19 protein-coding genes and 1 tRNA gene are annotated in these 20,332 nt (G+C 51.7%); 9 read left to right on the forward strand and 11 right to left on the reverse strand.

Annotated features, from left to right (window positions below; all coding sequences use genetic code 11):
• The first annotated feature begins 72 nt into the window (after nt 1–72).
• The gene (locus PsB1_RS01835) at nt 73–561 is read left to right on the forward strand and encodes an Lrp/AsnC family transcriptional regulator (RefSeq protein ID WP_284358690.1); all 489 of its coding nucleotides are present in this window, start codon (nt 73–75) and stop codon (nt 559–561) included.
• Here the strand turns inward: PsB1_RS01835 and metC are convergent.
• Both metC and sseA read right to left on the reverse strand, forming a co-directional pair.
• Entirely contained in the window at nt 548–1,756 is a 1,209-nt protein-coding gene (gene metC / locus PsB1_RS01840) for a cystathionine beta-lyase (RefSeq protein ID WP_284358691.1), read from the reverse strand. The two genes, PsB1_RS01835 and metC, sit on opposite strands and share 14 nt — an antisense overlap.
• Nucleotides 1,757–1,764: 8 nt before the next feature.
• On the reverse strand, nt 1,765–2,619 hold the full coding sequence (gene sseA, locus PsB1_RS01845) for a 3-mercaptopyruvate sulfurtransferase (protein ID WP_284358692.1): 855 nt from the start codon (nt 2,617–2,619) through the stop codon (nt 1,765–1,767).
• A gap of 86 nt (nt 2,620–2,705) precedes the next feature.
• Between sseA and PsB1_RS01850 the strand changes: the two genes are divergently transcribed.
• The 5 genes from PsB1_RS01850 to PsB1_RS01870 all read left to right on the forward strand — a co-directional run bounded on the left by PsB1_RS01850 (nt 2,706) and on the right by PsB1_RS01870 (nt 6,680).
• A complete protein-coding gene (locus PsB1_RS01850; RefSeq protein WP_284358693.1) occupies nt 2,706–3,461 on the forward strand; it encodes a ChrR family anti-sigma-E factor in 756 nt (251 codons plus the stop codon).
• Nucleotides 3,462–3,509: 48 nt separating this feature from the next.
• On the forward strand, nt 3,510–4,184 hold the full coding sequence (locus tag PsB1_RS01855) for a DUF6134 family protein (RefSeq protein WP_284358694.1): 675 nt from the start codon (nt 3,510–3,512) through the stop codon (nt 4,182–4,184).
• Nucleotides 4,185–4,350: 166 nt separating this feature from the next.
• Complete coding sequence (locus PsB1_RS01860) at nt 4,351–5,298, forward strand: NAD-dependent epimerase/dehydratase family protein (protein WP_284358695.1); 948 nt, start codon at nt 4,351–4,353, stop codon at nt 5,296–5,298.
• 24 nt (nt 5,299–5,322) lie between these two features.
• Entirely contained in the window at nt 5,323–5,523 is a 201-nt protein-coding gene (locus PsB1_RS01865) for a hypothetical protein (RefSeq protein WP_284358696.1), read from the forward strand.
• Nucleotides 5,524–5,660: 137 nt separating this feature from the next.
• Nucleotides 5,661–6,680, forward strand: a complete 1,020-nt coding sequence (locus tag PsB1_RS01870) for an adenosine deaminase (protein ID WP_284358697.1) — start codon at nt 5,661–5,663, stop codon at nt 6,678–6,680.
• A gap of 108 nt (nt 6,681–6,788) precedes the next feature.
• Here PsB1_RS01870 and PsB1_RS01875 read toward each other — a convergent pair whose 3' ends face one another.
• The 3 genes from PsB1_RS01875 to PsB1_RS01885 all read right to left on the reverse strand — a co-directional run bounded on the left by PsB1_RS01875 (nt 6,789) and on the right by PsB1_RS01885 (nt 9,368).
• Complete coding sequence (locus PsB1_RS01875; protein WP_284358698.1) at nt 6,789–7,982, reverse strand: Fic family protein; 1,194 nt, start codon at nt 7,980–7,982, stop codon at nt 6,789–6,791.
• Between the two features lie 285 nt (nt 7,983–8,267).
• A tRNA-Arg gene (locus tag PsB1_RS01880) sits at nt 8,268–8,344 on the reverse strand.
• Between the two features lie 37 nt (nt 8,345–8,381).
• Nucleotides 8,382–9,368: a P1 family peptidase gene (locus PsB1_RS01885; protein ID WP_284358699.1), complete on the reverse strand. Its 987-nt coding sequence runs from the start codon at nt 9,366–9,368 to the stop codon at nt 8,382–8,384.
• Between the two features lie 112 nt (nt 9,369–9,480).
• Here PsB1_RS01885 and PsB1_RS01890 point away from each other — a divergent pair, with 112 nt between their 5' ends.
• The gene (locus PsB1_RS01890) at nt 9,481–10,320 is read left to right on the forward strand and encodes a hypothetical protein (RefSeq protein WP_284358700.1); all 840 of its coding nucleotides are present in this window, start codon (nt 9,481–9,483) and stop codon (nt 10,318–10,320) included.
• Nucleotides 10,321–10,348: 28 nt separating this feature from the next.
• On the opposite strand, the gene PsB1_RS11865 is transcribed toward PsB1_RS01890, so the two are convergent.
• The 6 genes from PsB1_RS11865 to flgK all read right to left on the reverse strand — a co-directional run bounded on the left by PsB1_RS11865 (nt 10,349) and on the right by flgK (nt 17,150).
• Nucleotides 10,349–11,155, reverse strand: coding sequence for a cold-shock protein (locus PsB1_RS11865; RefSeq protein WP_284358701.1), 807 nt, complete (start codon nt 11,153–11,155; stop codon nt 10,349–10,351).
• 204 nt (nt 11,156–11,359) lie between these two features.
• Nucleotides 11,360–12,190 carry a 23S rRNA (adenine(2030)-N(6))-methyltransferase RlmJ gene (locus tag PsB1_RS01900; RefSeq protein WP_284358702.1) on the reverse strand — a complete coding sequence of 277 codons (831 nt, stop codon included), beginning with the start codon at nt 12,188–12,190 and terminating at the stop codon, nt 11,360–11,362.
• Nucleotides 12,187–12,708 (reverse strand): hypothetical protein, encoded by a 522-nt coding sequence (locus tag PsB1_RS01905; RefSeq protein WP_284358703.1) that lies wholly within the window; start codon nt 12,706–12,708, stop codon nt 12,187–12,189. The genes PsB1_RS01900 and PsB1_RS01905 overlap by 4 nt, the downstream gene beginning before the upstream one ends.
• Before the next feature lie 8 nt (nt 12,709–12,716).
• Nucleotides 12,717–13,922, reverse strand: coding sequence for a tRNA 2-thiouridine(34) synthase MnmA (gene mnmA / locus PsB1_RS01910; RefSeq protein ID WP_284358705.1), 1,206 nt, complete (start codon nt 13,920–13,922; stop codon nt 12,717–12,719).
• A gap of 120 nt (nt 13,923–14,042) precedes the next feature.
• Complete coding sequence (locus PsB1_RS01915) at nt 14,043–14,966, reverse strand: flagellin family protein (protein ID WP_284358706.1); 924 nt, start codon at nt 14,964–14,966, stop codon at nt 14,043–14,045.
• Between the two features lie 39 nt (nt 14,967–15,005).
• Nucleotides 15,006–17,150, reverse strand: coding sequence for a flagellar hook-associated protein FlgK (gene flgK, locus PsB1_RS01920; RefSeq protein WP_284358707.1), 2,145 nt, complete (start codon nt 17,148–17,150; stop codon nt 15,006–15,008).
• A 715-nt stretch (nt 17,151–17,865) separates the two neighbouring features.
• On the opposite strand from flgK, the gene PsB1_RS01925 reads away from it, so the two are divergent.
• Together PsB1_RS01925 and PsB1_RS01930 are read left to right on the forward strand one after the other, a co-directional pair.
• The gene (locus tag PsB1_RS01925; RefSeq protein WP_284358708.1) at nt 17,866–19,518 is read left to right on the forward strand and encodes a flagellar hook-length control protein FliK; all 1,653 of its coding nucleotides are present in this window, start codon (nt 17,866–17,868) and stop codon (nt 19,516–19,518) included.
• Nucleotides 19,519–19,533: 15 nt separating this feature from the next.
• A complete protein-coding gene (locus PsB1_RS01930) occupies nt 19,534–20,214 on the forward strand; it encodes a flagellar hook assembly protein FlgD (protein WP_284358709.1) in 681 nt (226 codons plus the stop codon).
• Nucleotides 20,215–20,332 lie beyond the last annotated feature (118 nt).

Genomic DNA, 20,332 nt, shown 5'->3' on the forward strand with positions numbered 1-20,332 from the left:
TGCCCTTTTTTTCAAAACTTTCTATGATCTGCGCAAGATTCTTGGCAACTTTGTCGTAGTTGAGGAAATTTCGTGTCTGAAGAACTTGATGTCGTTGATCGACGCATATTAGATCTCATCCAAGAGGATGCCACCCTTTCTGTTGCCGAAATAGCTGATAAGGTTGGACTATCTTCCAGCCCATGTTGGCGGCGAATCAAACGCTTGGAAGAAATCGGTGTGATTACAAAGCGCGTCACCATTTTGGACCGCGCTGCACTTGGGCTGGAGTTTGAAGTGATGGCCAGCGTGAAGCTGGCTTTGCCTAATCGAGAAAACCTAGAGAAATTTGAAGCCGCAGTGGAAACTTGGCAAGAAGTGGTTGATTGTGCCACTGTGACAGGGGCTGTGGATTATATGATCCACGTGGTTACAACAGACATGCATGCCTATGATGGCTTTCTACGCGACAAGCTTTTGGGGCAAGGTCTGGTATCAGACGTGCAGTCGCGGATCGTAATCCGGGTAACCAAACGTACCACGTCCATCCCTTTGAGCTTAAGTCAGATTAAGCGTCGTTAAGGACGCTAAATCCATGCTCCAAATCGGCCAGTAAATCTTCTGGGGCTTCAAGCCCGATCGCATAACGCATCAATGGCCCTTGTGCGTGCTGGCTTGGGAAACGACGTTTGACATTCAACGAACTTGGCAGCGCCAAACTCTCATAGCCACCCCAAGAAAAGCCCATAGAAAAAAGTCGATAAGCCTCGCACATCGCGTGGACTTTAGCCGTTGCAACAGGCTTTAGGACCACGCTAAATACACCCCCAGCCCCCGTAAAGTCACGCTGCCACAGGGCGTGATCGGGATGTGATGGTAAGGCTGGGTGGAGGACTTGAGCCACTTCAGATCGGGCCTCGAGCCAGGCTGCGATCTGGCGCGCCACTTTGTCTTGATGGGCCATACGAAGTCCCATAGTGCGGAGCCCCCGTAACGTCAGCCAAGCTTCTTCTGCGGCTGTTCCGATACCGAGCATTTGATGCATGGATTTGAGCTTAGCAAGCCATTTAGGGCTATGGGTGATCAGCGCACCGGCCAAGACATCGGCATGGCCACTTTGATATTTGGTCAAAGCCTGCATAGAGATATCCACGCCCAATTCAAAGGGTTTCATATAAAGACCAGCAGACCAAGTATCATCGATTAAAGTGGCAATCTGGTGGGCCTTAGCAACGGCTGTAATGGCGGGAATATCCTGGATTTCAAAGGTCAGCGAGCCAGGGCTTTCTAAAATGATCAAGCTGGTATTGGGCTGGATCAGGGCTTCGATCCCAGCTCCAATGCGGGGGTCATATATTTCAGTTTCAACACCGTATGGACCAAGAACCTCACGACAAAACCGCCGCGTTGGGCCATAACTGGAATCAGTCAGTAACACATGATCGCCACCCTTAGTCGTGGCCATCAACGCCAAAGTCAAAGCCTGTAAGCCCGACGAGGCCAATACAGCACCCATACCGCGTGAGATTTGGGTTAACGCTTCACACAATCGATCTTGCGTGGACAAGCCTTCAAGACCATAGCCCTTGATGGGCTGGTTTGGGCCTGCATGATACAAATCTGCTGCCTGGTCAAACAGTAAGGTTGAACCACGCTGGATAGGGGGGTTGACTGCACGCTCATGACTCATGGGGTCACGACCCAGCTGCACAAGCTCTGTCTCCGGCTGCACGCAATGGCTTTGGCTGACCTGCTTTGAATCGGTAGGAATAGTCATGATTGTCCTTACGGCAAAATTGCGGCATGCGGGTCTGAAGCCCACTCACACCATGCACCGTCATAGACCGGGACATCCCATACCCCAAGTCTGGCAAGTGCAAGTGCCACAATACAAGCACTAACCCCTGATCCACAGGTAGTCACGATCGGCCGACGCAAATCAACACCAGCTGCTTGAAAAACGTCTGCCAGCGCTGCGCTGTCTTTCAGGGTGCCGTCTGGGTTCAAAACCGTCGTATAGGGTAAATTGAGTGATCCTGGCATATGGCCGCTACGCAAGCCAGCGCGCGGCTCCGACATTGTGCCTTCAAATCGTCCGGCCGGGCGCGCGTCAACAATTTGGGCAGATCGGGTTTCTAATTTGCGGACGATTTGAGTTTTATCGCGGATCAAATCTGCGCGCCGGCGCACCGTAAAGTGGCGCTCTCGGGCCACAGGCAAGCCGTCATCGAGCGGGCGACCTTCTGCGTGCCATTTTCGTAAGCCACCATCAAGGACAACAACATCCTCATGACCCATTGTGCGAAACATCCACCATACACGAGCGGACGAAAACACCCCTAGACTGTCATAAATAACCAATCGCAAACCATCCCCAAGCCCCAAACGCTGCACCCGGCTTGTGAATTTCTCAGGACTAGGCATCATATGAGGATAGGGACTGTCTGTGTCGGCGATTTCATCAATATCAAAAAAAACTGCACCCTCAATATGTCCTCTTAAATACTCCTGCCTGCCATCCCGATTGATATCAGGCATATGCCAAGAAGCATCAACGACACGAATATCGGGCGCATCAAGCTTATCAGCCAGCCATTGCGTTGACACTAAAGGATCATTTGAACTGTCAGGTACCGCCATCTATTGTGCCTCTCCATGGCATGAGACCTCCTCACAACCCATTGACCAGCCTGAAAACGTTCAAACGCCCATATGCAGATCGCCAGATGCAGTTTGAAGGAAGCCTTTGTGATCCACTCATGTCAATTGTGCGTAACTTACACACGTTTTCTTTCCATCTGGCAATCTTTCCCTCTGGCGAACATACCTATCTGGCATCTAGCATTATGACCTACAACCAATCGGCCTATCAACTCGATCATGAGCAGCGTTACCAAGCTGTGCTGCTTGATTATGTCGCGGGCAATCTTCCACGTGGGCCAGCTTTTGTTGTAGCGGCGCATTTAGCGCTTCAGCCCCATGCTTGCGCTTACACCCAAATCTTCGATAGTACCGGGGGCGCATTGTTAGATGCGCTAGAACCTGTCGCCATCTCTGCGCCCAATTGGTTGGAAAGCGACACCACTCATGACAACTCAATGCATGCTTTGCGCCCACAAAATGATGTTGCTCATGTTTTGTCTTCCATCGATCAAGGCCGTTGGCGGCGGAATCTTACCGGCATGCTGACCATGCAATTGACAGGGCCATTATCGGATTGTGACGTTGAACTCCTCAAACTTGAAGCCGGGCGCAAGGTTCCAGAACACGGGCATCAGGGCCTGGAATTAACCCTGGTGTTGACGGGGTCATTAGATGATGGGGGCCAGATTTATCGGCGCGGGCATTTGCTGGTCCATGATGAGGGCAGTGAGCACCAACCTGGTGCCGAAGCTGGAAGCGATTGTATTTGCCTCATTGCCCAAACCGCGCCGATCAGACTGATAGGCCCCTTGGGTTGGCTCATAAACCGCTTCTCATGACCAAGGTTGGTTCTATGATCTCATGCCCGCCTTAGGATAACAAAGATTATGGCACATTCGCTCCCTCACGTGCTTTGCACAACCTATTTAATCGCGCTAAGTTTAGTCTGGCTGCCAAGCCAAACCTCGGCGAGCGTGGCAGGGCGCACCGAGTTTGAAATATTGATGAATGGTAAGCCTGTGGGCCGCCATAGTGTCAGTGTTTCTAGAGCGAACGATCTCACCACTGTACGCATCGCAGTTGATATGGCAGGAAAAATTGGCCCAATCGGGTTCACCTATAGCCATCGGTGTGAAGAAACTTGGCGCGGGCAACAATTAACCAGTCTTGACTGCACAGACAAAGAAAATCGTACCATTAAATCGGTGGAAGCCAAGTTCTCTGGCGATCAATTAGTGGTGAATGGCAGTGGCTTTAAAGGCAAAGCACCTACGGGCATTGTGCCATCGAGTTGGTGGCGGCGCAGTACGGTTAACCAAGCCCGCCTGTTAGACAGCCGAGACGGCAAGCTATCACGGGTGAACGTCGATCGCATTGGCTCCGATATTGTTCTTATCAATGGCAATGCTGTTCAGACCAACCATTATCGTCTGCGCGGCACAGTCAATAAAGACATTTGGTATGACAATGCTGGGAGATGGGTGCGAACAGCATTTAAAATCGCTGGACAAAGATTTGATTACCGCAAACTAACACCTTTAGCAGCCTCGCCGCACGAATGATGCATTCATCATGATTTCGCCCTTACCAAGTCTTCCATACTGGTTAGGCTGAACACCAGGCTAACCCATTCTGCCTTGTCCTATGGACACTGATTACACTCCTTCTTAAAATGTGTGAAATTCGCACATTTTTGTATGTGTAAGATTTGCACGCGATAGATTGTTTATGCCGCTTCAAGGTCGGAAATTTGTGATTGTGGGCGGTGCCGGCCTGATTGGCAGTGCGGTGGCACGTCAATTGGCGGAAGATGGAAGTGCTGATGTCATCATTTGTGACACCATTGGCCCAGTCTGTGCTGAAAAATGGACATGCCTTCCGGCAAACTTATATGATATTTGGACACCGCAAGATTTGTTGCCACACTTAGAACGGGCGTGGCGCGATGTTGGGGCAATTATGCTTTTTGCTGATGCTGGCCATCGCCAAGGTGATGGTGATGCTTTGTTTGAAACCGCTTATCATTTGCCTCGCCGGCTCTGGGATTTTGCCGCTGCAAAGCAACGCCCGATCTGCTGGGCTTCCACAAGCCAAGTCTATGGCGATAGACAAAGTGATGGGCGCGCAGACCCACATGTCATCGCCACTTTCAAACCAACAACACCTTTTGGCAGGGCCAAACAAGCCTTTGATTTGTTTGCTGCGCGGCAGGGGTACAGTCCCAATGCGCCCCCGATTAGCACTGGCTTTCGGCTTTCGTCTGTCTATGGTGCTGGAGAGGACCACAAGGGTGATTGGGCTAGTTTACCAACGCGCGCCTTAAACGCAGCCCGCAATGCAAACAAACTTGGCATATGGGATTTAAGCAGCTTGAGCGATGTAGCAGGTGCGCGCGACTGGGTTCATGTTGAAGATGCGGCTTCGGCCATCGTCCAAGTCACGTTGCAAGGGCATGGTGGCTTCTTTGATATTGGCAGCGGCACGCTTTATGCGCCATCACAGCTCCTTTGTTCCGTGGAGGCCATGACCGGTAAGCCTGTCCATATTGACCCCATTGCCCCACCCCGTGCGAGCCAAGTCTCGCCTTTGCCTGCGGCCGATCTATCTCACTTAGAAGCGTGTGGGATTAAGGTAGCATTTTGTGAACTTGCCGCAGGTTTGAACAGGCAGCCTTGATACCCAACACCAGAAAATGGGGGGGTGAACGTGCTTAAAGTGGACGAAATCTACCATGCAGCACGCCTGCTTCAGGGTCATTACGGGGAAGATGGTGCTGTGATTGCAGTGATGCGCGCATCAGAAGCAACGGCATTAGGCGATCGTGATTTAGCCGATTATTGGCAAGCGGTGGCCGAAGCCATTGACTCCAACAAGGCCCCCGATCCCTATGCGCTCAATTAAGGTGCCACCCAACTTCATTAACCCAATATCGGGCAAACCAGTTGCGCGGAACCTTCTATGGTTTAAAACAAGGTCAGCTCATTGGTTAGGCTTATGCAGCCCACGCACGTCCGTTATATCCAGCTTTGAGGGTCTAGATGCCCAAGTTTGATCGTGATCGCTTTATCAGTGGCCTGCCTAAGGCAGAATTGCACTTACATCTAGAGGGATCGCTGGAACCAGAACTGATGTTCGCATTGGCGCAACGCAATCACATCGCGATCCCGTTTCAGACTATTGAAGAGGTGCGCGCCGCCTACAGCTTTTCAAATTTGCAAGATTTCCTTGATATTTATTATCAAGGGGCCAGCGTTTTGCAGGTCGAGCAAGACTTTTATGACCTCACCATGGCCTATCTGCGCCATGTGGCGAGTGATGCGTGCCGTCATGTCGAAGTATTCTTTGACCCCCAAACCCATACCGATCGTGGCATAGATATAGGTGTGGTGATTGGCGGGATCTCACGGGCTTTAGCCGATGGGCAAACCCAATTGGGGATTAGTTCTAAGCTAATCTTATGCTTCTTGCGCCATTTAGATGAAGCCGCCGCCTTTGCGACCTTAAGGGCAGCTGAACCTTATCTTGATAAGATATTTGGTGTTGGGCTTGATTCCAGCGAAGTCGGCCACCCGCCATCAAAATTTGCGCGCGTCTTTGAAGCGGCCCGCAACAAGGGTCTGCATCTGTTCGCCCATGCCGGAGAAGAAGGCCCGCCGGAATATGTATGGGAAGCATTAGACGTGCTTAAGATTGACCGCATCGATCATGGCAACCGCGCGCTTGAAGATAAAGCCTTGGTTGAACGCATCGTCCAAAATGGCCTTACTTTGACCGTCTGCCCATTATCCAATTTATCCTTATGTGTGGTAGACAATCTTGCCAATCACCCTTTGCGAACCATGTTAAATTTGGGCCTCAAAGCAACGATTAATTCTGATGATCCAGCCTATTTTGGCGGCTATCTCAATGCCAATTGGCGCGCAATTGCGGAGGCGCTTAACCTCACTAAGGAAGAATTGGTTACCCTCGCCCATAATAGTTTTGCGGGCAGCTATCTAACCCAGGCCGAAAAGCAAACCCATCACGACGCAATCGATGCTTGGGCAGCGCGGTTTTAGGGGGGCATATGGATCCAATTTCCACGTTTTGGAGTGATATGGGCCTTTAACGTTTTATTCTTTTCAACCTTATTCTTGTTGGATTAAGAAGACCGTAGTTCAGGGTGATTAATTTGGGTCAGCGCCTTCGCTTAAAATGTCGAGATAGGCGCTGTATTGCCACAAACGGTCTCGCAAGCGACCTGTGATTTCACGTACGATTCCCAGCCTCTCTAGCGCTTCAAGCGCGCGTGCGATCGATGGGATGGTAAGGCCCGTAGCTTGTTTTAATCGCACGGTCGATACAATCGGGTTTGCTTGTAAGGCCACATGAACACGTAAAACCGATGAGGCAGGGCGACCCAACGCCTCAATCTGGGCTCTATCATGGGCAAAGACCGCAAGGATGCGACCTGCAGCCTCAGTTGACTGTATGGCAATCTCAAGCACACCTTCGAGAAAAAAGGTCAGCCATTCTTCCCAAGCGCCCTCTTTGCGCACTTTGGTGAGGAGTTCATAATAGCGCTCCCGATGTGTCTTTAGGTAAAGCGACAGATAGAGCACGGGTTGGCTCAAAGCCTTTTCAGAGCAAAGGAGCAGGGTCACCAGCAGGCGACCAAGCCGACCATTACCATCCAAGAAGGGGTGGATCGTCTCGAACTGAACATGCAGGAGTGCAGCGCGCACCAGCAGTGGCAGATTTTGGCCTTGGCCATGCAACCAGACTTCCGCCTGCCCCATTAAGGCAACGACATCTTGGGCGGGCGGGGGTACAAAAGTAGCGTTGCCAGGCCGTGTACCCCCGATCCAGTTCTGGGTGGTGCGAAAGGTTCCGGGCTGCTTGCCTGCCCCGCGGCCACCTCGCAGCAAGATCGCATGCATCTCGCAAATCATACGCAGCGAAATCGGAAAGCCTTCTTTAAGGCGGGAAAGCCCATGTTGAATAGCGGCCACATAGTTTGAGACCTCTTCGACATCATCAAGGCCAAACCGCGTTGTTCGATCATTTTCATGCAGCAATAAATCGGTGAAGGAGCTTTGCGTACCCTCAATCTGAGACGACACCAAGGCCTCTTTGCGCACATAGAAATAGAGGAACAATTTGGTATCCGGCAGAAGGGCGCTCATCCCATCCAGTCGCCCCAGAGCTTGATTAGCCCGGTCCAATAAGGCGAACAGGGGCTCCAACTGAAGCGGCGGATTGGGCGGTAAGGGCGGCGGAATAAAGGCGCGCACCACTTCCCCGCCAGCGACCGTTTCACGGTGTTGGCCCAGCCGATTTGAAGGGCTAATATCAAATGATGCGGAGGTTGGACTATTCACACACGCGTTCATAGCGAAAGTCGTTATTAAAGGAAAGCAGCTTTTACGTTATTAGGAAAGGCACATTGTAGAGATATCGAAACAACTCAAACCGAACACAATGGAATGTAAATACCAAACATGCGCCACAATGCCCGTTTGCTAACCATAATCTGGTGGTCACTGCTGCTACCACTGCAGAAAAAAGTTGTTCCAGATCATTCCGTTAGGTTTTTGGCATTTGGTAGCAAATGGGAAGCAGAACCCGGCGGGGTATGACTTGCTCATGGTAAAAAAAGCAATGCGTGGCGCGCCCGGAGCGATTCGAACGCCCGACCCTCAGATTCGTAGTCTGATGCTCTATCCAGCTGAGCTACGGGCGCGCTGAGGCGGCGGTGTTAGACGGGGCTGTGACGAAGATCAAGCGTCTTTGGCTGCATATACCCCTCGCATAACAGCCCGTGCCAGACAATCCGCAGCCAAAGCACCAATCCGGGTGATGGTCAATTGACTAGGCTCGGCCAAAGGCTGATGGGCTGTGGACAAGGCAAAAACCACATCGCCGTCAAAGGGGGCAAAAACGGGTCGGATTGCGCGGGCAAGGCCTGCACTGGCCATTTGCGCCATACGTTTGGCTTGTGCGGGGGTGAGTGCCACATCGGTTGCCACACAAGCGATTGTGGTATTGGTGCGGCCCATCGCGCCCGATGGATCAGCTTTTGCGGCACCCCAATCATCGCCGTCCACAGTCAAGCTGGGGTCTGGGCGATACCCACCGGCCTCGCCATTTTGTTCAAGTGGCCAGGCCCAAAAGGCGTCGGTGCCCGGCATGATAACACTGCCAAAGCAATTGACCGCGACGATGGCACCCACATGAATTCCCTCTGAGGTGCGCTGACTTGCAGAGCCCAATCCGCCACGCAATTGCCCTGCGCGTGCCCCGATGCCAGCTCCAACTGCACCCAATGCAAATTCAACAGTAACACGATCCAAAGCAGCCTTGCCAAGCTCGTAATAGGGCGGTGTCACACCCCAATCTTTTTGGCCGCCATTGGCCAAATCATAAAGAATTGCTGCTGGCACCACTGGGGAGCGTGGAATATCTGGCAAATCCATCAAGCGAAAACCCCGACCCAACGCCCCCAATTTGGCCACAACACCATCAGCTGCACCAAGTCCATACACAGAACCACCAGAGAGCACCAAGGCATCAATCGCATCGACTAAATTTTCAGGAGCCAGCGCATCAGTTTCACGGGTGCCTGGTCCACCACCACGCATATCAACCCCGCACACGGCTGGGGCATCTGGATAAATGACCGTGACCCCAGTCAAAGCACGCACGTCTTCAGCATGGCCGATTCTTAAGCCCGGAACATCGGTAATGCGGTTGTGAAGCTGGTCCATGACAGAACTATATCGTTTTACCCTGCATTGGCCTATAGGGGCGGCGGTGATTGGTGGCTTAAGTATGGAAACTCTGAAGTCCTTGATGGCATCATATGGAATGAGATCGACCATGAGTTTCTACTGTTGTTCGTTTCGTTCTGTTGGTGCCCTTTGGCTGGCTTATGTGGTCGCATTGGGGATGACGGTATGTGCGACAAAGGCTTTAGCTGGCAATCTTGAGGTGGCTCAACACGTCGTGCCTGCGCCTGCTGAGCCACGCAGTGAAAAGCACTTATTCCAGACCACAATTCCAGTCACCTCAATTGGAGCCGCAGCCATTGAGCGGACCCGCCAACGCTTAAGCTTTGCATATTCGGATTTGGGGCTAAACTTAGGCGCACCGCTTTATCTGCGTCTCATTCGCGATCAATCCAAGCTAGAAGTTTGGGCAAAGCCTGCCCAGCAGCGCGCTTATATTCGGCTACGTACCGTCAAATTATGCGGCAAAAATGGCATGATTGGCCCAAGGCAATCGGCTAATTCGGGTCAAGCCGAGGGATTTTACGCGATCACGCCAAACCAGCTACGCCCAGCGGGTGTGACCTATCTGGGTCTTGGGTTTGGGTGGCCCAATGCGTTTGACCAAAAGCGTGGGTGGAAAGGGGCACCAAGCTTGCTGCAAGCTGGTTGCACAACTGGGCGACATTATGGTCTTACCGATCAGGATATGGAAGAAGTGTACACCATGGTGTATTTCGCCCTAAGAGCAGGCCAAGCCAGTGTGCCTTTGCATATTTTCCCATTTCAAATGAGCCCGTTTAGAATGCTGCAAGTTGGCAAAGGTGCAAAAGCCAATTTCTGGAAAGAGCTTGAGCCAGCGTGGCAAGCGTTTGAACGCACAAAAACGCCGCCTCATGTAAGTGTGCAAGGGCGGCGTTATCGTATCATCGAAGCCGAGCAAGCCGATTAGAATTGTCCGGGCTTAGGCAGGATAAATCCTATTCTGGATCGTAATCGCCCATGTCGGGTTGATCATCGCTCTCGCTACCAGGTGCTGCGGCAGGACGCGCAGTGCCACCGGGCGATGGCCCATCCAATAGAGACAAATTGATCGCTTTTGGGCCTTTGCCAAATCGATCTGGCAAAGTTTGAAAGGCGATGCGTTGATCGGGCTCTAAAGCTTCAAAGCCCGAACGTTGCACGGCTGAAATGTGCACAAACACATCGGCACCACCGCCATCGGGGGTAATGAAACCAAAACCACGCTCACCATTGAAGAACTTCACAGTGCCTTCATGGTTTTCCAGTGGCTCTCTTGGCGCGCGATCTTCAAAATTGCGCGGACCACGGTCACCACCGCCGCCACCGCCAAAGTCACGGCGTGGCAGACGGTCGCCAAAACCTGAATTGCCACCCTTTGGCCGATCGCCATATTGGCGTGGCGGGCGGTCATTAAACGGACGCGATGGGCGGTCGCCAAAGCCACCCCCACTTTGAGGACGATCATTAAATTGTCTAGGCGGGCGCTCACTAAAACCACCAATTTGTGGCCGGTCGTTGAAAGGCCGAGCAGGGCGGTCTCCAAACCCACCACCGCCAAGAGGTCGGTCCTTAAAGGATCTAGGCGGGCGGTCTCCAAAACCACCGCCAAAGCCGCTGCCACCATAATCACGACGTGATCCACGCTCGTTGAAAGAAGGTGTTGGTGCGTCGAAGGAAGGTTCTTCCATGCCACGTGCACGCTCACGTGGCTTCTTCTTCTTGTCGCCTGGCTTGATATCTTCGTCGTCGTCGTCGAAACGCATGTAATTCCCCGGGAACCGACGGAGCAGGGTTGCGCCGCCACAGGGTTATTTCGTCTAAAACAAACCAACACACGATGAACATCGGTTGGTCAAGCACGCAAAGAATGGGGCGTGAGCGACCAAAAGAAGGGTCGGTGCGGTTGTATCAGCTGTTGAAACAAACCTGCTATTGTCTTATGCGCGAGAGTGGCGCGAGAAGCAACCTCACCAGCGGCCAGAAATTTGAGCGATTTCAGCCTTTGACACACTTCCACGTGAAAAAAGTGCTGCAAGATAGGCTCCAGCCTCCTTCAAAGCGTCCTCCAAACCAAATGGGGGGTTGGCTATGGTCAGTCCGCAACTGACTAATCCTACCCCCTCATGAGGCGCGGCCACCTGCAAGTCCGCGCCTAAAAGTCGTGCCCCTGTCTGCGCTAAGGCTGCGCGATAGTGTCTTGTTTGATCGCGATCCTTATCGGCGTGCCAAAGGATATAGGTGCCGGTGGCCCAGCGCTCAAGCCCGTCATTTAGAGCTTGCACCAGTCGAGCAAACTCACCCTTTTGCTCAAAGGGTGGGTCGATCAGGACCAAGCCGCGCCGCTCAATCGGGGGCAAATGCGCGCGGATTGCCTCCCAACCATCACGACATTCAATTTTAAGATTGCGGGAGGACGAAAAATAAAGCGTCAAGGCTTGAAAATCTTCTGGGTGCAGCTCACAAAAAAGACCTTTATCCTGCCTACGTAGCCCTTGGGCGATCAAAGCGGGGGAGCCTGGATATGTCATCGGTCCATCACCTGCACTAACGACGGCTTCAAGGTAGCGCCGCACAACAGGGGGGGCTTCAGCGGCCCATAGACGGCCAATCCCATCTTGCCATTCGGGGCTGCGCTGGGCTTCATCGCTTTTAAGATCATAACATCCAATGCCAGCAAACACATCCAACACGCGAAACGGCGCTTCCTTCAAAGCCAAGTGATCAAGGCAGAAAACAAGGGCTAGATGTTTCCAAACATCGGCAAAATTGCCTGCATGATACGCATGGCGATAATTCATCGCGACGCGCTTTCATCCTCAAGATCGCAGACCATCCCTGCCTCAATCAATTCCCGCCTTGTGGTGCGCATGAACAGACCCCAAGTCAATACAGCTAGGCCGATCGGCAGACCCACCAAATAATCAAGATACTCAAACACCACTTGGGCCTCAAGCGAGCGCCCTGACTTCCAAACAATACGCGCTTGATGAGGAATAGCTGCTTGCTTTAAATAGACCCGATTACCGCGGACAGCGACCAACCTATTGGTTTCATCCTTGAATAAATAGACCCCTACCAGCCTTGATTGTGAGTTGGCACGATAGGGCACCACGGCAACCAAACTGGCTTTGACTTGTTGTTTGCCGATACGTTTATAAAGATCATGGCAATTAGGCCAAGCGCATGTCAGAGTAATCGCGAGGCCTATGATCACAACCAAGCTTCCCAATTCGCGGGGATTATCGGGAATGATTAACTTGCGTCGCAGAATAGGCGGGAGCACACTTAGGTGTTTGGGTTGGTGATATTGGACCATAGATTGGCTTAACCTAGAAGATGAGAAACTTCTATCTGGTTAGATGTGATGCCAATCCACCCCCCCCCTAAAACACGGTCGCCACCGTCTCGCAGGTCGTAAAAGACGCACGCTTGGCCCGGTGCAACCCCTTCTTCTGGTTCGTCTAACTCAACTGACCAGCCTGCGCCAATGAGCAAGGTAGCCGGTACTGGGGGACGGGTCGAGCGCACACGCGCCAAAATGCGCCGTCCATGCAATGCATCTTCGCCCTGCACTGGTTCGCCAATCCAATTCACATCGGTGAGTGTCATGCGCTTGATCGCCAAACTGGCACGCGGGCCTACCACAACTTCTTTGGTTTCAGCGTTGATCTTCACCACAAACAATGGCTCCCCCGTTGCTATCCCAAGGCCACGGCGCTGCCCGACGGTGAAATGAATAACCCCTTCATGCTCCCCCAACACACCTCCATTGACATGAATGATCTGACCAGGCTCGCTCGCTCCAGGGCGCAACTTGGCAACGACCTCTGAATATTTTCCATTGGGGACAAAGCAGATGTCTTGACTGTCAGGCTTAACCGCAACTGGCAGATTTAGGATCGCTGCGATCTCACGCACAGCACTTTTTGATAAGCCCGCTAAGGGAAAGCGCAAATAATCCAATTGCTCACGCGTGGTCGCAAACAGAAAATAGGACTGATCGCGCGAAGCATCCGCTGCGCGGCGCATCTCACTACCTTGAGGGCCATCCACCCGCGCCACATAATGGCCTGTCGCCAAGCAATCAGCGCCAAGATCCTTGGCAGTTTCTAACAAGTCTTTAAACTTGACACTTTGATTACACCGCACACATGGGATTGGGGTAAAGCCTGCTAGATAGGTATCGGCGAAATGATTGATCACTGCTTCTTTAAAGCGGCTTTCATAATCAAGGACATAATGGGCAATACCGATTTGATCAGCGACACGACGGGCGTCATATATATCTTGCCCGGCACAACATGCCCCTTGCTTTTTGACTGCTGCGCCATGGTCATAAAGCTGTAAGGTGATGCCGATGGTTTCATAGCCTGAAGCTTGCACCAATGCAGCCACCACGGAAGAATCAACCCCGCCAGACATAGCAACCACCACACGGGTGTTCTGCCGCGGCTTATCGATACCCAGCTCGATATCTGGAATGGAGTGAGAAACTGCGCCATCACGCAGGATGGTGGTAGCATCGGTCATGACATCTCCTTCGAGACAGGTTCAAGGTCTGTCGCGAACTTAGAAGCCCTAGCACAATGGATCCTATGCTCATAGAGTGGCACCTTCCATCAAGACAATTACAATTGTCACAAACACAATCTAGCGTAGGTAGAGCAGTAGATTGAGATCCTTCACTTGCGCAAAGACTTCAGCAGAAGCCCGATATTGGGTCTGAGCCGCCGCCAAACGGGTTGCGACTTCAGCTAAATTGACGTTCTCTTGTCCACCAATCGTGGCAAGCAGCGTATCGCGCCGATCATCATTAGTATCGGCTGCTACCTCCAGTTGCTTGGCCGTAATGCCCGCTGTTGCTGACTTGTCGATTAAGCCTTTTTCAACCGATGCGATGATGGGCAACAGATTTTGCACATAGGTCTGCTGATCTGTCGTCAGTTTACCAGACAAGGGGGCATTGGCATTTTCCCAAACCCGAATGGAGCGTATAAAATCAACAAATGGTCGAAACAATTCCTTAGCATTAGCACTAAGTTCAATTGCGCGATTATCCTCAATCATCACGGTGCGATTGCGTCCAGTATCGAGCCAATAGGCGTCAGTATTGGGTTGTGCAGCCAAAGTATCGAGACTGGCTGGTACAAGAGGATCATTGAAACCCTGTTCGCCCCCAAAGATCGATTCCCCATTATACTTGATATTGGCGGACGTAATGATCACGCTCAAAGCCTGCTCCAACGTGGCTTTGAGACCAACGCCACTTTGCAAAGCAAAAGCTTGGGTTAGCCCTTCACGAACCTTTTTAACCGCCGCTTGTGCAGCTTCTAAGGCCGAAGATTCAATCTCAGCTCGTGCATTTAGACCTTTGAGAATCTCTGCACGAGTGTCTAGGCGTTCAGCATAGGTTTTGGCCGACAATAAGCGACCCGCTTCAATCCCAAAGCCTTGCAAATCATTGCTGACTTTTTGGGTGGAGGTTTGTTGTTGTGCCTTGGCCATATTGGCCTGGCCGGTAGCCATGCCCGCCGCACTCCCAACATACTGATTATAGGTCGCTACTCGTGTCATGGGTGACTCTCCTTTGATCTTGATTAGTTCCAGTAAGACCTAGACCGCCTGCAACAGCGTATCATACATTTCATCGACTGCTTTGATCATCCGCGCTGCGGCAGAATAGGCTTGTTGAAACGTGGTCAGTTTCACTAATTCTTCGTCCAGATTGACACCTTCCACATTGGCGCGCCGCGCATCGGCCTCGTCTTTAAAACTATCGGCCGTTTCCTTGTCCGATTTAGCTTGACTGGCCACGCGGCCAATGTCGCCGCCGACTGAGGAGGTGAAGTCGGCAAGTGTCATAAAGCGTGGTTCGCCATTGGGTGTCTCTAGGAAGGAAAGCTTAGTTTTAGAGGTGTCAAACAAGGCTTGCGCCCCACGGCTATCGGCTAAGCCCACCGCCAGTCCACCGACTAAGACGTTTGTGACATCCGGGCGGGCAAATCCCAGCTTGTTTGGATCGGCAACAATGGCTGGGTTTACCGCGATACTCTGCGCCCGCAGTTCACGCGATTTGGACGAAATACCAAAAAGAGCGCCAAAGCTAAGACTGGTTGTACCACGTGGGCCGACATCCTCAGTCAGTTCCAAGCGTAACTCACTTTGTCCCGGACTTGGTACCCATTTCATTGCGCCTTGGTTATCAAGAACGAAGCTTCCATATAGGCCTAGACCCGTGTTTGGATCGTTCAGGGCTGCCATGACATCGCCAATATTGCCAGGTGGGATGGTGATTGATTTTTGGGTGGTCAAGCCGCCATTAGGACTAACCAATTGCATTTTGATAACGCTACCTGCGACAAAGCCATGAGCGTCTGTTGCCCTAAGGCCCGTGACATAATTCACTGGATTTCCTGATTGCACCAGATCATTGAGGCCAAAGAAATGGGCAAATGCCCGATTTCCACGCTTGCTACCTCCTGTTTCTGGTTCGTCAAACACAAATCCATTGGGCTTGCTTGTTGCTGGCACAGGGGGAGCAGCTTCCAATTGCAACCGACCGTTGATAAAGGTGGCTGTGCCATTGGAGCCGAGCGCTGCGTTAAGGGCGGTAACGAAGGAGCCAATAGTCGTTCCAGTTGATCCTGAAGGCACACCATTGACGGTGATGGCACCGGTGTCGAAATCAATCTCGACCTTGCTGACCAATAGACCGTCGGCATTGACCACGGCAATGGTGGTCTTACCCGTAAAACCTAAGGCATCTGTCGACATAAGTCCTGTGTCGGCTCCCTTGGCCGATGACAAAGGGGGCAAAGTAGCATTTTGATTGTGCACGGCATTAAGTGCGTCAGTGAAGCCCCCTGCTAATTCACCTAAACTATGGGCGATCTTGCCTAAATCTCGATCGCGTACATCGAGCAAACCACGTAATGAGCCACTTTGTAGATCAGGCTCAAACTCCCGCAAAGTTGGGTCAGAGCCATATTGAATCTTTATGCGATCAAAAATGTTTGAGCCAGTGCCTGAAGGCGTAAAGCTGAGTTTAGCGGCATCATGGCCTGCCAGCAACAAACCACTGCTGGTTCTAATTTCAGAGGTTCCCTCCGGACGCTGAATGACTTTTACATCCACATAGGTGGACAATTCTTGGATCATATCAGCTTGGCGCTGTTGAATGCCAGTCGCGTCGCCAACAGCGATGGCACGCGAAATTTCGCTATTGGCGGCCGCGATATCTTCCAATAATTTGTTGACGCGTTGAACTTGATCACTCACGCGCTGGTCGGCATCAACGCGTGCCGCATCAACGGTTTGGCTGATCGTGCTCACCCGCGAGAGAAAATTCTGTAACTCTGAAATGGCACCACGACGTGCAGAAGTAGAACCAGGATTTAAAACACCGGTTTCAAAGGCTTTGAGGGTTCGGTTTAAGGACGCAAAAATTGATCCTGAACTGGTAGGGTCCCCGAACGCGGCCTGGACATTTTCAAGATAACTTGATCGCCCCCCCGCATTGCCAGCGCTGCTGGAGGCGGCCAATGCGGCAGCGGCTAAAAAGCGGTCTGCCGCACGCGTCACCAATCCCGTTTCCACACCTTGGCCAGTCCCGCCAATCTCACGAATGTATTGATTATGTTGAAGGCGCACATAGCCTGGCGTATTCACATTGGAAACGTTTTGCGTGACTGTGCGAATACCTTTTTGACTTGTGAAGAGGCCACTGGTGGCGATGTGCATAATCGTGTTGAGCGACATGTGGTTTTTGCCTTTTCTTTCTTCTTCTCGCTTGCTCCGCTTTTACCCGGCAAATTTTACCGGGCGGAACCGTGATTATTTCCTACTCATACCCCCCTTGTCCGCACGCCCCACATGATCATTTTGCTAGAAAATCTATATTTTTCATGATCTTAAGTTTGATTATGGCGTGTCTTTCGGGATTGAGCTATTGCAAACTGACTTAAGCTAAGCAATGTCTGGGCCACATGTGTTACTTGATGACTAGGTGTGGCCGTTTAGGGAGATGACCCCCAGCCATACTCAGCACTGCTCTATGGCGGATCTGCCAATGACCCTATCGCACCCACGACTGGGCAAACTGTGCCGCCGCCCTGACACAATTGACGGCTTTACACGGTGTTTACCAATATTAAGACCATATTTTTCAATTAGTTGAAAGTAAACCCTATCCCTAACCCGTCTGGCACAGCAATTGCTTGCCTGTGTGAGAAGGCCATACGAAACCTAAGGATAACCTTGGGGCTTTGTAGTGAAGGCAGAGGGTCTGGAGACCTAAATTGCGTTTGGTTCTGAAAGAGCCAAACCGCGCGTCACTTAAAACTTGAATGCGTTTGGTTCTGAAAGCTCCAACGTACATGCCACCCTTGGCTTATCGGAGCCATAAAGCTGATTAGATCCTAAACATGGGTTGGGACATTCATTGGGGGAAAGAGTGTTGGAAGTTGGGGGAAGGATGTTGGATACAGTGGATGGGTCGAACCAATCGCGGCGCGCCAAGCCTGTTTCGCGTCCAAATTCCGATAGCAACGATCAAGAAGCCCCAAGCTTTGCAAATACCATGATTGGCTTGGCCCAGCCCACCCAAACCCCTGCCCACAATCAAGAACCACGCACCCCTGATGAAGGGGCTAGCCAGCCAGAGACAAATGCATCGAAGGGTAATGGGACAGGTATGGTCTCTTCAGATGCCGCACATTATGCCAACCAAACCGATGGCGCGCAGTCTCATGAGGCTGGTGAAACACGCAGTCTAGCTCCGCCGGATGGTCTCAGCACTCCCACCACGCCAACGCCACCACTTGCGCCCGCCTTGACCGAGCAGGGGGTAAGCAAGGGGCCGCAAGCGGGTACCAAATCCGATGATCTTGCATTGATGGCCATGCTTGCTGGGCTTGGTTTGCAGACTATGAGCCCAGAGCCAGCCACTCAAACAACAGATGCGGCCCAATTGTCGCTGCTTCAATCCCTCCAAACGCCAATTGCTGATGGAGCAAAGGCCCTATTCCCAACCCACATAAGTGCCCAGGCAAATACTCAATCAAATAATCTGGCGAATGCTCAGGCCGCGGTGGTGTCCAACCCCTTTCAAGGGGCTGATGCCAATGCTTGGAGTAAAATGAGTGCCCAATTGCATGAACAACAGATAGGGGGTGGATATCTTTCCGAACCACCTTCCCCACCAGCCGCCACATTTGTGTCTGGGACCGATTCTTACTCCAGCCCAGGAACCAAACAAATCGACGCTATAGGCCTTAAGCTTGAAATCGGGGGTGAAGCCAAGGGGCCTGGTGCTCAGCGTGCTGGCGAGATGATCAACTCGCACGTGAACGCACTCAAAGGGAATGGATCGGCTGGTTGGACCATCAATACTGGCACCCAAGGAGGCCCGAGTGGAACCAACACGCCTACCCCTGATCCTAGCCTCTTGCAAACGACCAACTCAGGACAAGCTATGGGATTAGCGACGGGTGCTTTGATTGGGTCAACCCCCAAGTCAGGCCCGAAAGATAGCCAAAGTAAGGTTGAAGGCATAGAGAGTATAGCATCTTCTGCTCCATTGATCGGATCTGGCGACGGGGTTACCACGGCGAGCAGAAGTGACGCTCTTAACGTAGTGGCTGGGGGTGATGTTTCCCACAAACCACCAAGCCTTGGGCCCCAAACCATTCCCCTTTTGGCAGCCGCAATGATGAGGCGATACAATAATGGGATGAAGGAATTCACATTGCGCCTTGACCCCCCTGAATTGGGGCGAGTCGATGTTCGCCTGACAGTCAGTGCCAATAAAAAAGTTCGCGCTGTCGTCAGTACCGACCGAGCTGAAGCCCTCAATGACCTTACCCGGTCGGCGCGAGACTTAGCGCGCGCCCTGATGGACTCAGGTCTGGAGCTAGAGGAAAATGGCTTGTCATTTTCTATGAGCGATCAAGGCCATGCACAGCACCAGCATGGGGGGGAACAGTCGGCACCTCAACCACAAACCCTTACCCCAGACAAACTTGATTCAGCCGATGCTGCGCGTGTGGATATAGAGCGCGAGACCAAGCAAAGAGCCTTTAGTCCAGTTGAAATATGGCAACGCACCCGCATCGCTTTAACTGCATAAGAATAAGGAAATACGATGACCACCTCAAATATCTCGAACACAAACAACCAGCTTACAAATGTTAACACTACGAACCAGAATTCAAAAGCGTCCTTGGCGAAAAATTTTGAGACTTTTTTGACTTTGTTGACTGCACAGCTACAAAATCAAGACCCGCTTTCCCCTTTAGATACTAAAGACTTCACCAATCAATTAGTGCAATTTTCTGGCGTAGAACAACAGCTCAAAACCAATGAATTGTTAACGTCGCTCACCGATGCCACCAAATTAAGCGTTGGCGCTACGGCTGTTGCTTATCTGGGCAAAGAAGCCACCGCAATCTGGCCATCAACAAATTTAACAACCGGGGGGGAAGCCAAATGGACGTATGAATTGCCGCGCGCTTCATCCAGTACCACCATTCGGGTTCTCGATTCGAGTGGCCGAGTTGTGTTTACATCAACTGGGGAAACCTCCGTTGGCGAAAAATCCTTTACTTGGAATGGTAAAGATATGTCTGGCAATAATGCACCCAGTGGCACGTATCGATTGGAAGTTGTGGGTATAGGCGGCGATGGAAAACCCATTGCAGGTACGATCAAACAAAAGGGCATTATTTCTGGTGTCGATCTATCAGGGACAACGCCTAGGATCACAATTAATGGGGTTCCCCTTCCTTTGTCCACGGTTCTTAAAATCGGACTGCAATCATCCTAATCATTTAAATCAACATACAGCATAACATATAAAATCAACGAAAAATCAATACTTGGGTCTGATAATACGGACTTAAGTGGTTGGGCAGAATGCTCCTAACATAAACACGACCAGGAGC

This window comes from Candidatus Phycosocius spiralis (genome assembly GCF_030158815.1).
Lineage (GTDB): Bacteria > Pseudomonadota > Alphaproteobacteria > Caulobacterales > Aquidulcibacteraceae > Aquidulcibacter > Aquidulcibacter spiralis.

Excerpts from the sequence above, each read along its gene's own strand:
- metC (WP_284358691.1), bottom strand. The coding sequence starts at position 1,756 with ATGACTATTCCTACCGATTCAAAGCAGGTCAGCCAAAGCCATTGCGTG.
- sseA (WP_284358692.1), bottom strand. The coding sequence starts at position 2,619 with ATGGCGGTACCTGACAGTTCAAATGATCCTTTAGTGTCAACGCAATGG.
- PsB1_RS01850 (WP_284358693.1), top strand. The coding sequence starts at position 2,706 with ATGCAGTTTGAAGGAAGCCTTTGTGATCCACTCATGTCAATTGTGCGT.
- PsB1_RS01855 (WP_284358694.1), top strand. The coding sequence starts at position 3,510 with ATGGCACATTCGCTCCCTCACGTGCTTTGCACAACCTATTTAATCGCG.
- PsB1_RS01860 (WP_284358695.1), top strand. The coding sequence starts at position 4,351 with ATGCCGCTTCAAGGTCGGAAATTTGTGATTGTGGGCGGTGCCGGCCTG.
- PsB1_RS01870 (WP_284358697.1), top strand. The coding sequence starts at position 5,661 with ATGCCCAAGTTTGATCGTGATCGCTTTATCAGTGGCCTGCCTAAGGCA.
- PsB1_RS01885 (WP_284358699.1), bottom strand. The coding sequence starts at position 9,368 with ATGGACCAGCTTCACAACCGCATTACCGATGTTCCGGGCTTAAGAATC.
- PsB1_RS01890 (WP_284358700.1), top strand. The coding sequence starts at position 9,481 with ATGAGTTTCTACTGTTGTTCGTTTCGTTCTGTTGGTGCCCTTTGGCTG.
- PsB1_RS11865 (WP_284358701.1), bottom strand. The coding sequence starts at position 11,155 with ATGCGTTTCGACGACGACGACGAAGATATCAAGCCAGGCGACAAGAAG.
- PsB1_RS01900 (WP_284358702.1), bottom strand. The coding sequence starts at position 12,190 with ATGAATTATCGCCATGCGTATCATGCAGGCAATTTTGCCGATGTTTGG.
- PsB1_RS01905 (WP_284358703.1), bottom strand. The coding sequence starts at position 12,708 with ATGGTCCAATATCACCAACCCAAACACCTAAGTGTGCTCCCGCCTATT.
- mnmA (WP_284358705.1), bottom strand. The coding sequence starts at position 13,922 with ATGACCGATGCTACCACCATCCTGCGTGATGGCGCAGTTTCTCACTCC.
- PsB1_RS01915 (WP_284358706.1), bottom strand. The coding sequence starts at position 14,966 with ATGACACGAGTAGCGACCTATAATCAGTATGTTGGGAGTGCGGCGGGC.
- flgK (WP_284358707.1), bottom strand. The coding sequence starts at position 17,150 with ATGTCGCTCAACACGATTATGCACATCGCCACCAGTGGCCTCTTCACA.
- PsB1_RS01925 (WP_284358708.1), top strand. The coding sequence starts at position 17,866 with ATGTTGGATACAGTGGATGGGTCGAACCAATCGCGGCGCGCCAAGCCT.
- PsB1_RS01930 (WP_284358709.1), top strand. The coding sequence starts at position 19,534 with ATGACCACCTCAAATATCTCGAACACAAACAACCAGCTTACAAATGTT.